General features: G+C 71.0%; 13 protein-coding genes. 7 read left to right on the plus strand and 6 right to left on the minus strand.

What is annotated here, in order from left to right; all coding sequences use genetic code 11:
- Window positions 1-62: 62 nt before the first annotated feature.
- Window positions 63-3,128, plus strand: coding sequence for a 3-keto-alpha-glucoside-1,2-lyase-like domain-containing protein (locus tag ACZ56E_RS13550; RefSeq protein ID WP_471213923.1), 3,066 nt, complete (start codon window positions 63-65; stop codon window positions 3,126-3,128).
- Window positions 3,129-3,143: 15 nt separating this feature from the next.
- Here ACZ56E_RS13550 and ACZ56E_RS13555 read toward each other — a convergent pair whose 3' ends face one another.
- A complete protein-coding gene (locus ACZ56E_RS13555) occupies window positions 3,144-3,584 on the minus strand; it encodes an OsmC family protein (protein ID WP_471213925.1) in 441 nt (146 codons plus the stop codon).
- Window positions 3,585-3,947: 363 nt separating this feature from the next.
- Here ACZ56E_RS13555 and ACZ56E_RS13560 point away from each other — a divergent pair, with 363 nt between their 5' ends.
- Together ACZ56E_RS13560 and ACZ56E_RS13565 are read left to right on the plus strand one after the other, a co-directional pair.
- Window positions 3,948-4,655 carry an FG-GAP repeat domain-containing protein gene (locus tag ACZ56E_RS13560; RefSeq protein WP_471213926.1) on the plus strand — a complete coding sequence of 236 codons (708 nt, stop codon included), beginning with the start codon at window positions 3,948-3,950 and terminating at the stop codon, window positions 4,653-4,655.
- Between the two features lie 105 nt (window positions 4,656-4,760).
- Window positions 4,761-5,396: a helix-turn-helix transcriptional regulator gene (locus ACZ56E_RS13565; protein ID WP_468606046.1), complete on the plus strand. Its 636-nt coding sequence runs from the start codon at window positions 4,761-4,763 to the stop codon at window positions 5,394-5,396.
- Between the two features lie 14 nt (window positions 5,397-5,410).
- Here ACZ56E_RS13565 and ACZ56E_RS13570 read toward each other — a convergent pair whose 3' ends face one another.
- From ACZ56E_RS13570 to ACZ56E_RS13585, 4 genes are all read right to left on the minus strand, one after another.
- Complete coding sequence (locus ACZ56E_RS13570; RefSeq protein ID WP_471213928.1) at window positions 5,411-6,826, minus strand: hydrolase; 1,416 nt, start codon at window positions 6,824-6,826, stop codon at window positions 5,411-5,413.
- Window positions 6,827-6,939: 113 nt separating this feature from the next.
- The gene (locus ACZ56E_RS13575) at window positions 6,940-7,539 is read right to left on the minus strand and encodes a flavodoxin family protein (RefSeq protein ID WP_468605306.1); all 600 of its coding nucleotides are present in this window, start codon (window positions 7,537-7,539) and stop codon (window positions 6,940-6,942) included.
- A 159-nt stretch (window positions 7,540-7,698) separates the two neighbouring features.
- Complete coding sequence (locus tag ACZ56E_RS13580) at window positions 7,699-8,055, minus strand: hypothetical protein (protein ID WP_468605308.1); 357 nt, start codon at window positions 8,053-8,055, stop codon at window positions 7,699-7,701.
- 89 nt (window positions 8,056-8,144) lie between these two features.
- Window positions 8,145-10,190, minus strand: coding sequence for a SpoIIE family protein phosphatase (locus ACZ56E_RS13585; RefSeq protein ID WP_471213931.1), 2,046 nt, complete (start codon window positions 10,188-10,190; stop codon window positions 8,145-8,147).
- A gap of 193 nt (window positions 10,191-10,383) precedes the next feature.
- Here ACZ56E_RS13585 and ACZ56E_RS13590 point away from each other — a divergent pair, with 193 nt between their 5' ends.
- Both ACZ56E_RS13590 and ACZ56E_RS13595 read left to right on the plus strand, forming a co-directional pair.
- Entirely contained in the window at window positions 10,384-10,644 is a 261-nt protein-coding gene (locus ACZ56E_RS13590; protein WP_468331466.1) for a GlsB/YeaQ/YmgE family stress response membrane protein, read from the plus strand.
- 130 nt (window positions 10,645-10,774) lie between these two features.
- Complete coding sequence (locus tag ACZ56E_RS13595; protein ID WP_468605312.1) at window positions 10,775-11,404, plus strand: alpha-ketoglutarate-dependent dioxygenase AlkB; 630 nt, start codon at window positions 10,775-10,777, stop codon at window positions 11,402-11,404.
- 7 nt (window positions 11,405-11,411) lie between these two features.
- On the opposite strand, the gene ACZ56E_RS13600 is transcribed toward ACZ56E_RS13595, so the two are convergent.
- Entirely contained in the window at window positions 11,412-12,785 is a 1,374-nt protein-coding gene (locus tag ACZ56E_RS13600) for an NAD(P)/FAD-dependent oxidoreductase (RefSeq protein ID WP_471213932.1), read from the minus strand.
- A 252-nt stretch (window positions 12,786-13,037) separates the two neighbouring features.
- Here ACZ56E_RS13600 and ACZ56E_RS13605 point away from each other — a divergent pair, with 252 nt between their 5' ends.
- The gene (locus tag ACZ56E_RS13605; RefSeq protein ID WP_471213934.1) at window positions 13,038-14,222 is read left to right on the plus strand and encodes an alcohol dehydrogenase catalytic domain-containing protein; all 1,185 of its coding nucleotides are present in this window, start codon (window positions 13,038-13,040) and stop codon (window positions 14,220-14,222) included.
- Entirely contained in the window at window positions 14,219-14,785 is a 567-nt protein-coding gene (locus ACZ56E_RS13610; protein WP_471213935.1) for a cysteine hydrolase family protein, read from the plus strand. The genes ACZ56E_RS13605 and ACZ56E_RS13610 overlap by 4 nt, the downstream gene beginning before the upstream one ends.
- The last annotated feature ends 4 nt before the right edge of the window (window positions 14,786-14,789 follow it).

Here is a 14,789-nt window from a genome sequence, read left to right on the forward strand (position 1 = left end):
GGACGTCCTCGGACACCGTCCCTACGCTGAGCGTCGCTTTGCCACAGAAATCTGCGTAACCCATGCCGGAAATCCGCCGGAACCACGCAGGAGGAAGAGTGAAGCCACGCCCCGGACCGATATCCGGCCGCACCCGCCGCAGAGCCCGAAGATCCACCGGCCTGCTGCTCACCGCCCTGCTCGGCGGCGGCCTGCTGACGCCCGCCGCGGCCGCGGACGACGACCCGCGGCCCTTCGCGGACCTGCCGCCGCAGGAACCCGGCGTCACCCTGCGGGTGTTCGACGTCCAGACCCCGTTGAAGAAGCTGTGCGACCTAAAGCCCGCACAGACCCCCAATGTCGACAAGCTGATTCCGACCGCCGACTGGACCTCCACGGACGGCTTCGGGTTCAGCAACAACTTCGTGTCGCAGATCATCGGCAATCTCAACGTGCCCGAGGCAGGCGCGTACGACTTCCGGCTGATCAGCGACGACGGTTCACGGCTCTTCCTCGGCGGCCAGCAGGTCATCGACCACGACGGGCTGCACGGCGCCGAGCCCAAGGACGGCCGGATCACACTCGACGCCGGATATCAGTCGCTGCGCGTCGACCACTTCGACGCGGGCGGCGAGCAGCAGGTCACCCTCCAGTGGAAGCCGCCGGGGGCGAGCGAGTTCACGGTCGTGCCGAACTCGGTGCTCAGCACGGACGCCGATGTCGTCCGGGTCACGGCGCCCGGCCGCAAGGAGTGCGAGGGCACGTACGACACACCGGGCGACGGTCTGCCGCTCACCGAGGTCAACCCCGGGTACGAGCTGACCGACCTGCGCCCGAAGGGCTTCGAGCCGCAGGTGTCCGCGATGGACTGGCTGCCCGACGGCCGGCTCGCGATCTCCACGTGGGGCGGCAGCACCGAGACGAAGGGCGAGGTGTACCTGCTCGACAACGTCACCGGTGACACCGGGCCCGACAAGGTCACGTACAAGAAGATCGCCGACGGGCTCAGGGAGCCGATGGGCATCAAGTACGTGGACGGGAAGCTGTATGTGTCGGAGAAGCACCAGCTGACCGAGTTGAACGACACGGACGGCGACGACGTCACCGACGGCAAGCGGAAGATCGCCGAGTGGCCGTACGGCAAGAACTTCCACGAGTTCGCCTTCGGTCTGCTCTACGACAAGGGCGACTTCTATCTGAACCTCTCCGTCGCCATCGACTACGGCGGCGCGACCACCGACCCGCAGCCCGCCCCGAACCGCGGCACGACCGTCAAGGTCAACCGGAAGACGGGCAAGGTCAGCTATCTCGCCGGAGGCCTGCGCACCCCGAACGGAATCGGACGCGGCCCGGAAGGCGATCTGTTCGTCACGGACAACCAGGGCGGCTGGCTCCCCGCGTCCAAGCTGGTGCACATCAAGCAGGACCGGTTCTTCAACCACTACATGAACCCGGCAGGACCCTACGACGACAAGCCCGTCACCAAGCCGGTGCTGTGGCTCCCGCAGAACGAGATCGCCAACTCGCCCAGCACGCCGATGCGGCTGAAGAAGGGGCCGTTCGCCGGGCAGATGGTGTTCGGTGACGTCACCTACGGCGGGCTGCAGCGCGCGGATCTGGAGAAGGTGAAGGGCGAGTACCAGGGAGCGGTGTTCCGGCACACGCAGGGCCTGGAGTCCGGCATCACCCGGATCAGTGAGGGCCCCGACGGCGCGATCTACACCGGCGGACTCGGCGCCGACGGCAACTGGGGTCAGGAGGGCAAGCTCCGCTTCGGCCTGCAGAAGCTGACGCCGAACGGCACGACCGCCTTCGACATCAAGACGATGCGCGCGACCCGCGACGGCTTCGAACTCGCCTACACCAAGCCCCTGTCCGAGGAGACCGCGGCCAAGCTGACCAAGGGCGCGTACGCCGTCGAGCAGTGGCGCTACGCCCCGACGCCCGCCTACGGCGGCCCGAAGATCGACGAGGAGGTACTGCCCGTCACGTCGGCGCAGCTCTCCGACGACCGGCGCAAGGTGCGGCTCACCATCCCGGGGCTCAAGAGCGACCGCGTCGTCCACGTCCGCTCGCCGCGCCCGTTCTCCGCGTCCTCGGGCGAGCAGCTCTGGTCCACCGAGGCCTGGTACACCCTCAACGCCAAGCCGGGCCCGGCCGAGCCCGTCACCACGTACGACGCGGAATCGGCGCGGCTGGCCGGCGGCGCGGGCACCGACACCGAGCACGCCGGCTTCACGGGCGCAGGCTTCGTCGACGGCTTCGGCAAGCAGGGCGCGAAGGCGACCTTCGACGTCGAGGTGGCGAAGAAGGGCACGTACGACGTCGGCCTGCGGTACGCCAACGGCCCGCACCCCTCCCCCGGCACCAAGACGGTCGGCGTCAGCGTCAACGGCGCCGCCGCCGAGCGGACGAGCCTGCCGTCGACCGACCGGTGGGACCGCTGGTCCACCAAGACGGAACGCCTCGAACTGCGCGCGGGCCGCAACACCATCACCTACGGAGTGGGGGCCGGGGACACCGGGCACGTCAACCTCGACGCGGTCGAGATCCGGCGTCCCGGGGCGCGGATCGACCTCTTCTCCGGCGGCAGCGTCGCGTCGGCCTGGCAGCACACCGACGGCCGCAGCGCCGAATGGCCGCACACCGCCGAGAAGTCCATGGAGGTCTGCTGCGGCGACCTGCGCACGAAACAGCACTTCGAGGACTTCAGGCTGCACGTCGAGTTCCGGGTGCCGAAGCTCCCGGACGACGTCACCGGGCAGGACCGCGGCAACAGCGGGGTCTACCTCCAGGAGCGGTACGAGGTGCAGATCCTCGACTCGTACGGCGTGCCGAAGCTCGCGGACAACGAGGCGGGGGCGATCTACCAGAAGAAGGCCGCCGACCTCAACGCCTCGAAACCGCCGGAGACCTGGCAGACGTACGACGTCACGTTCCGTGCCGCCCGCTTCGACGCGGACGGCAAGAAGACGTCGGACGCGCGGGTCACGGTGGTCTGGAACGGCCGGAAGGTCCACGACGACGTGGCCGTCGACGGCCCGACCGGCGGGGGCGACCCGGAGTCGGCGGCGGCCGGCGCCATCCGGCTGCAGGACCACGGCAACAAGGTCCGGTTCCGCGATGTGTGGGTGGAGCCGCTGTCCTGACCGAACCGGGTCCGGTCAGCCGCCCGTGAAGAGCGCGGTCCCGTCGGGGCCCAGGGCCTCGACGCGCGCTCCGTGCTCGACGGTGCGGCTGACCGTGCAGTACTTCTCGTGCGTCAGCCGGATGGCGCGCTCCAGCGTCTCGGCGGCGCCGGTGTCGCCCTCCGGCAGGTCGAGTTCGTAGGCCACACGGACCACGCCGACACGGCCGTCGTCCTCGGGCCGGGACACCGACTCGACGACGATGCGGAGCCCGTCGTGGTCCACGGTCCTGGCCGTGCGGTCCACGACGAGCCCGCCGCACCCGCCGAGCGCGGCGAGGAGGAGTTCCACCGGGGTGAAGGAGGGCTGGGCGTCGGGGTTGTCGGCGGCGGCGACACGGACCTCGGCGCCGCGGTCGTTGCGGGCGGTCCAGTCGCGTTCGCCGTTGCGTACGGTCTCGATGCGGTAGTCGGCCATATCGGAACCGTAACCGGACATCGCTCCCGGTGAGGGGGCGGCTTCCCCGGCTCTTGGCCGAACCAGGGAAACCTGGGCCGGAGCGGCCCCCCGGGGGAACGCCGCTGAACCAACCCTGTGCGCCAAGTCCCCCGATTCGCAATCTTCACGCATGCGCGCGGCGGAGCATCCCACTCACGCGTTCCAGGCAGCTTGCGTTCCCCCAGGTCAGAGCGTGTTTTCGCATTCCAGCATCCCCAACTTCCCGGCAATCGTGGCGGCCGGGACGGCTCTCGCCGCAGGGTGGGTCCGTGCTCACCGGCCGGTCGTCCACGGCCGGGTTGCCGAGCACTGATCCGCAGCAACGACTTTGGGAGTACGTACATGGTTCGCAAGCGCTCACGTCTGATCGCCGTGCCGGTCGCGGCCGTCGCCCTGACCCTGACGCTCGCCGGTCACCAGGCCGGTGCGGCCGAGGCGTCGGCGGCGGCCCCGTGTCTGGCCGGTGCCACGACGCTGGTCGGCGACCTCGACGGCGACGGCCGCCCGGACAAGATCACGAACCCGGGGCACACCGGCACCAGGATGACGGTGCAGTGGGGAGCCGCCGACGGCACGTTCGGTGTGAAGCACTCCGTCGGCAAGCTGCTCGGCGCCAAGCCCGGCGAGGTCGCCACCGCCGCGGTCGCCGACTTCCAGAACGACGGCAAGCTCGACATGGTCGTCAACATCGTCGAGCCGTCCGGCGTGGACGACCCGGCGACGGCCCGCGTCGCCGACTACCGTCCCGGCCCGCTCAAGCGCGCGGACCTGGCCTCGGCCCGCGCCCGGCACCTGGACATCGGTGAGGCCGGCGAGGCCCGCCAGCTCCGCGTCGCCAACTACGGCGACGACGCCCACCCGGACCTCGCGATCCTGAACTACGCCGGTGACGGCGTCCTCGAACGGAACGTCCGCCTGTCGAAGGCGGCCAGTGGCCCGGGCAAGTACAACCAGGAGCACCAGCAGAAGTACGGCGACTGGGGCACTCCGGCCGAGCCGCCGGCCATGCCCGGCGACGGCTGGAAGCACTTCTACAAGTCCTGCTCCTGATCCACCCCCTCGGGCGCCGCCGGTCCTCTCGGCACCGGCGGCGCCCGCTGCCCACGTGAGGAAGATCCCTTGTCCACGCCAGTCACCGATACGCCGGCAACTGAAATACCTGTCACCGCACCGAAGACGAACCGGGTGCGGGTCGCCGTCACCGCGCCCGACCCGATCAGCCGTGAGGGAGTCCTCAGCCAGCTGCGCCGGCACCCGGAGGTCGAACTGTGCGAGAACTCCGGGCCCGCCACCGTCGCCCTGCTCGTCGAGGACACCCTCGACGAGGCGGCGCTCGCCCGGCTGCGACGCACCGTGCGCAGCGAGGGCGCGCGTGCCGTGCTCGTCACGGGTGCCGTCCGCGAGCACGAGCTCATCGACGTCATCGAGTGCGGGGTCAAAGCCGTCGTCTGGCGCCGCGAGGCGACCGCCCAGCGCCTGGTGCACGCGGTTCTCACCGCCGCCCGCGGCGGCGGCGACCTGCCCGCCGATCTGCTGGGCCAGCTGATCGGCCAGGTGCGGCGCCTGCACCGGGGCGGCGCCGACGAGCCCGGCTTCTTCTCGGGCTTCACCAAGCGCGAGATGGACGTGGTGCGGCTGGTGGCCGAGGGGCTCGACACCGCGCAGATCGCCCTGAAGCTGTCGTACTCCGAACGGACCGTCAAGAACGTGATGTACGGCCTCACCACCCGCCTGCACCTGCGCAACCGGGCACACGTGGTGGCGTACGCGCTGCGCGAGGGCTACATCTGAGGGCCGCCCCGCTCTCACCCGGTGCCTGTCTCCCACACGGAGAAGCGGACCGATTCGAGCTGGAGGTTCTCCTCCATCGGGCTGCCGCCGTACTTCCAGTTGCCGGGGTCGGTGCACGTCTCGCCCGTCCACTGCCGGTCCTTGATGTACGTGTCGTGGCAGACGGCGCCGTCGAAGACCTTGAGGGTGAATCCCTGCAGGGCGGGGTCCGCCTCCTCGGTGCTGCCGAGGACCATGTCCTCCTCGTCGTCCGCGTTCTCCCATTCGTCGCCCTTCCGCCAGCCCTCCCCCACGTAGGCGCCGGCGCCGGTGACGCCCTGGGTGTCGGAGACGGCGATGTCGAGGGCCTTGATGGCCGTGCCCGCCGTGCCGGCCTCGGCCCCGTCGCACACCGGGGTCTGCCAGCCCTCGCCACCGACGAAGACGCGGTAGCAGATGTGGCGGCCCTCGCTGCTGCCGGCGAGGTCGCGCACCGCGGTGGCCGCCGTCTCCTCCTCCGGCTCTTCCTCCCCGCCACCACCGCCGCCGCCGTCTCCGCCGCCCTCCGGTTCGGCCGGTGGCTCCTTGTCGGGCTTCTCCGCGGGCTCCTCCGGTTTCTCGGCGGGCGGGGACGGCGCGTTGCTGGCCGGCGGGGGCGGGCCGGCCGGCTCGACCTTGCCGGCCTCCTGCGGCTTCTCCCGCGCCGCGGTCGTCATCTGCGGCCGGTACGTCAGCCAGATCGTCACGAACGCGATCGTCACCGTGAGGAGCAGGCCGAGGGCGGCGGCCAGCCAGCCCGGCAGGACCCCGCGCTGCACGAAGGTTCCTGCCACGTCGACCGGCTCGGCGCCGGAGCGTCGTACGGCCAGCGCGTAGGGCTGCTCCTGTTTGGCGCCGAACCAGATGATCTGCTGGGGCCGCAGCGTCGCCTTCACGAACGCGGCCCGGCCCGGCTCGATCTGGACGTTGCCGGGATCCAGGTCGTACGTCAGCCGGTCGCCGCTGTCACCGCCGCTGAGCGACGCGGTGACCCTGGTGTTGCCGAGGTTGTCGACCGCCAGCTGCGGCCGCCCCCGGAACCACCCCTTCACCGTGGGCGGCACGAGTTCGGCGCGCACCTCGGTGAAGGGTGTGACGGTGAGGTTGCCCTCGGGGACAGTGACGGCGCCCCGCTGTTCCGTCGGCGTGATCCGTACCGCGTACGGAATCGGTCCCGCGGTCGCGTCCGGGGTGCGCGGCGGGGCGAACGTCAGCTCCACCGTGCCGGTCGTCCCCGGATAGAGCCGCAGCGACGGCGGCTCCACCGTGGTCCAGGCGGCGGCGTCACCGACCGGTTCGAAGCGGTAGGCGTCGACGATGTCGCCGGTGTTGCGCACCCGCAGCAGCACCGTGGTGCTGCCGCCGGGGTCGACGGTCGTGGAGGCGGGTTCCAGGGAGGTCCAAAGGCTCACGTCACGACGCTAGGAGAGCCCGCGCCGCGCGTCAGGAGCCCGCCGGGCAGATCCGGTTGCCCGAACAGGCACGCACACGCGTGCGCTCGCCCAGGCACACACACGTGGGCTCGTCAGACCGCCGGGTAGGGGTGGTCGTTGAGCAGGCCGGCGAGGTGGACCGCGTTGGCGGCGAGGGTGCGGGTGGTCTCGGCGACCTCCTCGGGGGTCGCTTCGAGGTCCTGGTAGTCGGTGCCGTGCTGCGCTTCACCGACCCAGTACGTGACGGCGTTGGGGGCCAGGGAGAAGCCGATGTCGTTGAGCCCCTGGAAGGTGTCGGCGCTGACCTTGTGGGCCCCGTCCTCGTTGCCGACGACGGCGACCACGGCGACCTTCCCGTAGGTGAAGGGGCGCCCCTGCTCGTCGGTCTCCGACGACTCGGCGTTGAGCCGTTCGAGGACGCGCTGGCAGATGCTGGAGGGGTGGCCCAGCCAGATGGGTGTGGCGATCAGGAGGATGTCGGCCTGCAGGACCTTCTCCCGCAGCGCCGGCCAGGCGTCGTCGCCGCCCATGTCGATGGCGACGCCGGGGAGCACCTGGTGATCGGCCACGCGGACGGTCTCGGTGGTGACGTCGAGCTTTTCGAGCTCGCGCAGCACCTGGTCCGAGAGCAGCTGGCTGCTGGAGGGTTCCGGGGACGCGTTGAGGGTGCAGACCAGAGAAAGGGCGCGCATCGCATTTCCTTCTGTGAAGTGACTTCAGAGGGTCCGCCACCAGGCTGCGCACAGGGTCGGCGCTGCCGCCACGTGGCCGCCGGGGGCGGAGACCACCCCGCGTACCCGGCACGGACCCCGTGATGCGCGCCGACGGGGCCGGGTGTGACTGCGAGGCTCCTACTCCTCCTCCGCTTCCTCGCTCTCGAAGTGCAGGGCGATGGACCTCAGCACGTCCGCGGAGGACACGTCCATGCGTCCCTCGTCGTGGACCTCGGCGAGCTGCGCGAAGGAGAAGGCGAAGGCGGACGTGATCTGTTCGATGACGGGTCCCAGTTCCTGGCCCACGACCGCGGCGACCTCGATGGGGGTGGCTTCGGCGGGGAGTTCGATGCGTGGCAGCATCTCCTCGAGCATCGCGCCGACCGCGCCGCTGTTCTCGATCTCTCCGTCCGGGTTCTCGCGTACCTGCCGACGCATCTCGAGCGACTCGGTGAGGATGCCGACGACTCGTTGAATGATCTCGCGCTGCTCCATACGGCGAAGCCTAGACGCAGGAGAGTTGGCGGGCGGGGAACGAAGGCTCAGCCCGCCGGTCCACCGGCCGGGGGGCAGGACACGGGCTGTCAGCCCTCGGGCGCGGTGAAGTCGCACCAGACGGCCTTGCCCTCGCCGCGCGGCTCGACTCCCCAGCGCGACGCGACCGCCTCCACCAGGAGCAGGCCGCGGCCGGAGGTGGCGGTCTCGCCCGGGGATCTCCTGCGGGGGCGGTCGCTGGAACGGTCGCCCACCGAGAGACGGACGCGGCGCGGCGGGCCGGAGAGGACCTCCAGCGTGAGGATGGCGCCCGCGTCGGTGTGGACCAGGGCGTTGACGAGGAGTTCGCCCGCCGCCACCTCGACGTCGTCGGCGACGGCGCCGAACCCCCACGCCGCGAGGTGTTCGCGCAGCGCGGCGCGCGCGTCGGTGAGGCCTTCCGGGTCGGCCTGGTGGACGTACCGGTGGATGCGGGGTTCCTGGGGTGTGCCCGGGTCGGGAAGCCGGCGCAGGACCAGGAGCGCCACGTCGTCGCCGGTGCCCCATCGCTCCCACAGCGCGTGCGAGAGGTGGTCCGCCAGCTCCTCGGCCCCCTCGGGGCCCGCGCGCATCTCGTCGGTGAGGTTCCGGATGCCGGTGTCGAGGTCGAGTCCCGCGTCCTCGACGAGGCCGTCCGTGCAGAGCACCATGGTCTCGCCCGGCACCAGGTCGAGCCGCACCTCGGGGTAGTCCTCCATGCCGAACTCGGTGGCAAGGCCGAGCGGCAGCCCGCCGGCGACGCGCGGCACGCCGACCCGGCCGTCCACGTGCCGCACGAGAGGCGGCAGATGTCCGGCCCGTACGGCGCGCACGATGCCGGTGGCGGGGTCGAACTGGGCGTAGGTGCAGGTGGCGAACCGCTCGGTGTCCAGCTCGGCCAGGAAGCGGGAGGCGCGGGACAGCACGGTGCCTGGCGGGTGCCCCTCACCGGCGAAGGCCCGCAGGGCGATGCGCAGCTGTCCCATGATGGCCGCGGCGTGGGTGTCGTGTCCCTGTACGTCCCCGACGACCAGGCCGATCCGGCCCCGGGGCAGGGTGACGACGTCGTAGAAGTCGCCGCCGACCTCGCGGCCGCCCCAGGCGGCGTGGTAGCGGACGGCGACCTCGGAGTCCGGGACGGCGGGTACCCCGCGCGGCAGCATCGTGGCCTGCAGGCTCTTGGCGAGGTCGCGTTCCTCGTCGAAGAGCATGGCGCGCTGCAGCGACTGGGCGACGATCCCGGACAGGCCGATGCAGAGGTTGCGGTCGGCGTCGGTGAAGTCCTTCCTGCCGCGGTAGAAGAGCGCGAGGCCGCCGATGGCGCGGTTCTGCGCGACCAGCGGCAGAAACGCCGCCGAGTCCAGTTTCATGTGCTCCATGTACGGCCGCAGGTGGGTGAGGCGCCGGGCGAGATCGGGCAGTGAGCCCACGAAGCGGGGCTGGCGGGTCATGACGGCCTCGGCCAGCGGCAGCGACTGGTCGAACTCGTACAGCTTGAGTTCGTCGAGGGCCTGCATCGTCTGGCCCACCAGGGCGATCAGCTTCAGGTTCTCGCCCTCGACCAGGCCGAGGACGAGGCCGTCGGCGGCGAACCGGTCCAGGCCGCTGGCGCCGGACAGCACGGCGACCACGTCGTCGACCGTGACGGCCCGCGAGAGCGCCTCCGTGGTGCCCTGCACCATCAGGGCGATGCCCTGGCGCCGCTCCTCCCTGGGGTCGATGGCCGCGAGTTCCGACCCGTCGTTGTCGGCCGTCCGCAGGACGCCGAGCACGCGCACGGCCCGGCCCTCGCCGTCGCGCAGGATGCGGCCCCGCGTGTGGCTGAGGTGGATGGTGCCGTCCCGGTGGCGGGCCCGGAAGTAGACGCCGTACAGGTCGTCGCCGGCGGTGACGGCCTGGGTCACCGCGTAGTTGATGCGCACGGCCTCCTCGGGCGGGATGCGCTTCTGGAGTGAGGTCACGAGGCCGTTGAATTCGTCGGGCCGCAGGTCGAGCACCGCGAGGGACCCGGCGTCGAGGCTGAGTTCGCCGCTCACCAGGTCCCAGTCGAAGCTGCCCACACCGGTCAGGAGCAGGCGCTGGGCCGGCTCGACCGGGGGCTTCTTGGCTGACGTCATGGCTGTCTCCGTAGGCCGCTCGGCCACCATAAGCGCCGGGTGCGCCACCCGCCTGCCGGAATCCGGTCCGGCCTTTCGTCCCCCGGCAAACAGGACCTTGGTCCTGTGTGAGCCGCTCTCGAAGGGACATTCGATGTGTGATGTCGGCCTGGCAATCCAGCGCCGACCGGCGCACAAGGAAAGGAACGTGCTCGTGGGCATCATCGCCTGGATCCTGATCGGTCTCATCGCTGGGGCGATCGCCAAGGCCCTCACTCCCGGCAAGGACCCGGGAGGCTGCCTGGTGACCATCCTGATCGGCATCGTGGGCGGCCTGCTGGGTGGTTGGCTGGGCAAGGTGATCTTCGGCGTCCACTCGATCAACGGGTTCTTCCACCTGTCGACGTGGATCGCCGCCATCATCGGCTCCGTGATCGTGCTGTTCGCCTACCGCCTCTTCACGGGCAAGCGGTGACCAGGACCGCACCTCTCGGGAGCGCGCACCCACTCCGGGTGCGCGCTCCCGCGCTTTCCGCACCCTCTCCGCGGTGACCTGCCCGAGCGCTCATTAGCTCAAGCGTTCGATTCGCGAGTACAGTGGGCGCATGGCAACGCACCAGCTCCAGGGATCGCTCTTCGATCAGAGCGACGACGTGCGCCTGGGCTCCCTGGCCGGCATCCGCAGGACGGTCCTCGGCGACGGGGCGTGGCTGGACCTGCTGCCGGGCTGGCTCGGCGGCGCCGACGCCCTGTTCGAACGGCTGGCCGCGGACGTCCCGTGGAAGGCCGAACGCCGCCAGATGTACGAGCGGGTCGTGGACGTACCCCGCCTCCTCGCCTTCTACGGCGCCGGGGAACCCCTCCCCCACCCCGTACTCGACGAAGCCCGGCAGGCCCTCTCCGCGCACTACGCCGCCGAGCTCGGCGAGGCGTTCACGACGGCCGGCCTCTGCCACTACCGCGACGGGCGCGACAGCGTGGCCTGGCACGGCGACCGCATCGGCCGGGGCGCCCGTGAGAACACGATGGTCGCCATCCTCTCCGTGGGAGCGCCCCGGGACCTGCTGCTCCGGCCGCGCCGCGGCGGCGCGACCGTCCGGCACCCGCTCGGACACGGCGACCTGATCGTGATGGGCGGCTCCTGCCAGCGCACCTGGGAGCACGCCGTCCCCAAGTCGGCCCGGGCGACCGGAGGCCGCATCAGCATCCAGTTCCGGCCGCACGGAGTGCGCTGACGCCGTCTCAGCTCGTGCGGCGGCTGAGCAGACGGCGTACCACCTTGGTGAGCACGGCCGGCCGGAACAGCAGCGAGGGCGGGGCCGTCATGTTGAGGACCCGCACGAAGCGCGCCCACACGTCCGGCTCGTGCACGGCGAGCGCGAACACCTGCTGGTTGTACCAGTGGGCGAAGCGCGCGGGCAGCGGCTGCCTGCCGGGTGCCCACATGAGGTCCGAGCTGGTGGCCATGGTCCAGGGGACCTGGATGACGCGGGCCGCAGCGCGCTGGTAGGCGCGGCTGAGTCCGTCGAGTCCGGCCGGGCCTGCCCGGTGGCGGGCCAGGAGCCGGCCGAGCAGCTCCGCTTCGAGCGCGGCGACCGTGAGCCCCTGGCCGTAGACCGGGTTGAACACGCAGAGCGCGTCGCCGAGCGCGATCAGGCGTTCGGGCCAGCGGGCGTTCTTGTGGTGCAGCCGCCACTCGTTGCCGGGGTTGGTGTAGCGGTGCACCGGTCCCTGCCGGGTGCCGCGTTTGATCTGTTCGGCGAGGCGGGGGTTGTCGAGGCTGTGGGCGAAGTCGAGGTAGCCCTCGTCGTCGGTGGGCGGCACGTGCCCGTCGACGCCGAGCAGTGAGCACATCCAGCGGTGGTGTTCCACGGCGAGGACCACTCCGCCGCGTGTGACGTCGGGCGCGAAGGCCATCTGGTAGGCGACGTCGAAGTCCTGCTGGTCGTCCGGCGGGCGTTCGATGAGGGCGGAGGTGTAGGTGATCTTCGCTTTGACGACGGTCTTGGCGGAGACGGGCAGACCCGCGTCAGTCAGCCAGCGGTCGACGGAGGTGGCGCGGCCCGAGGCGTCGACGACCAGGTCGGCGGTGACGTCGGTGGCCTCGTCGGCGCCCTCCGTTCGGTAGCGGACCCGGTCGAGGCGGCCGGGCGCGCTCGCCGTCACCGTCTCGCAGTGGGTCGCGGAGAGCACGCGCACGGCAGGGAGGGCCGCCACACGCTGCCGCAGGCGCCGTTCGAGCTCGTCGCGCGTGAAGGTCTGGACGGAGACGCCGACCGTGGTGGCCGGCGCGTAGCCCGTCGGCAGCAGGAAGTTGATCCGCTCGCCGTAGTCGAAGACCGGCGCACCCAGTTCGGCGAGCTCCGCCCGGAGCCCCGGAAAGAGCCCTTCCAGCGCTTCGCCGCCCCGGGCGAGCAGTGCGTGCGCGTGATAGCCCTGCGGAACGTGGGGGTGGACTCCGGTGTCCGTCCGCACCGGGTCGCGCTCCAGGACCAGCACCTCGGCGAAGTGATCGGCCAGGACCCGCGCGGTCACGAGTCCGGCATACCCCCCGCCGACGACGACAGCCCGCTCCCAGCGGGTCTCGGGCGACGAGCTGTGCTGCTTCGTGGTCATGGCCGTCCCATTCCTCTCGGCTCAGGTCCACGTCACTTCACCGGTTGGCGGCACGGTTCTCAAGACCGCCGGGGGAGCGCACTGAAGCACGCCCCCGGGACGGATTCGGAGCTTCCGGTCTTACGCAGGGGATCTCGGGTACACGTCACGGGCCGTCCTCGCCCCTGTGGCGGACCGGCGCACTGTGTGGGCAGCCTGGGAGAAGGAGCCCACACCCGGCCAGACGCAAGCCAGCAAGGAAGGTACGTCCCTATGCGTGCTCTCACATGGCAAGGCAAACGCGACGTACGTGTCGACGACGTCCCCGATCCCCGTATCGAGAAGCCGGACGATGTGATCGTCCAGGTGACGTCGACCGGCATCTGCGGCTCGGACCTCCACCTCTACGAGGTCCTCGGGCCGTTTCTCGACGTCGGCGACATCCTGGGCCACGAGGCCATGGGTGTCGTGGTGGAGAAGGGCCCCGACGTCACCGCATTGGCCGTAGGCGACCGCGTGGTGATTCCGTTCAACGTCTCCTGCAACACCTGCTGGATGTGCCGGCAGGGGCTCCAGTCGCAGTGCGAGACGACCCAGGTCACGTCCATGGGCAGCGGAGGCTCCCTGTTCGGCTACACCAAGCTCTACGGGCAGGTCCCCGGCGGTCAGGCGGAGCTGCTGCGCGTGCCCTTCGGCAACACCCTGCCCATCAAGGTGCCGGAGGGGCCGCCGGACGACCGGTTCGTGTACCTGTCCGACGTGCTGCCCACCGCCTGGCAGGCCGTGGAGTACGCCGACATCCCGCCCGGTGGCAGCGTCACGGTGCTGGGCCTCGGCCCCATCGGCGACATGGCCACGCGCATCGCGCGGCTGCGCGGGGCGGAGCTGGTGATCGGTGTCGACCTCGTGGACACGCGGCTCGAACGCGCCCGACGCAACGGCGTCACCGTCCTCGACCTGCGGCAGCACGAGAAGGATCTGGGGGACGCCGTCCGCGAGCTCACCCAGGGGCGCGGCACGGATGCCGTGATCGACGCGGTCGGTCTCGAAGCGCACGGGGCACCGGTGGCGAAGGCCGCCCAGTGGGCGACCGGGCTGCTGCCCGACAAGCTCGCCCGCCCCCTGATGGAGAAGGCCGGTGTCGACCGCATGGGCGCGCTGCTCGCGGGCATCGACGCGGTCCGGCGCGGCGGCACCCTCTCGATCAGCGGTGTCTACGGCGGGGCGGCCAGCCCGATGCCGTTGCTGACCATGTTCGACAAGCAGCTCCAGGTGCGCATGGGCCAGGCCAACGTCTGGCGCTGGGTCGAGGACATCCGCCCGCACCTCACGGACGACGACCCGCTGGGCGTCGACACCTTCGCCACGCACCACCTGCCGCTCCAGGAGGCCCCGGCGGCCTACGCGACCTTCCAGGCCAAGGACGACGGCATGGTCAAGACGCTCCTGAAGCCATGACCGGGCGGCACGGTGCCGGCAGCGCCCTGATCGTGATCGACATGATCAACACGTACGACCACCGGGACGCCGAGCTGCTGCTGCCCTCGGCACGCAAGGTCGTCCCGGTGCTCGCCGAGCTGCTGACGGCGGCCCGCGCGAACGACGTCCCTGTGATCTACGTCAACGACAACTTCGGCCAGTGGCGCTCCCACCAGGGAGAGCTGATCGACGCCGCCATGGCCGGGCCCCACGCGGACCTGGTCGAGCCGATCCGGCCGGACGACGACTCCCTGTTCGTCGTGAAGGCCCGCCATTCGATCTTCTACGAGACCCCGCTCACCTACCTCCTGTGGAACCTGGACGTCCGGGACGTGACGCTGTGCGGTCAGGTGACCGAGCAGTGCGTCCTGTACTCCGCTCTTGACGCCCACATCCGGCATCTCGACGTGACGGTGGTGGTCGACGCGGTCGCCCACATCCACCCGCACCTCGCCGAGGCCGCCCTGGAGATGATGCGGATCAACCTGGGAGCGCGCCTCGCCCATGGCAGCGAGGTCACGTTCACCGAACGGCCCACGTAAGCAA

This window comes from Streptomyces sp. NPDC039480 (genome assembly GCF_055597165.1).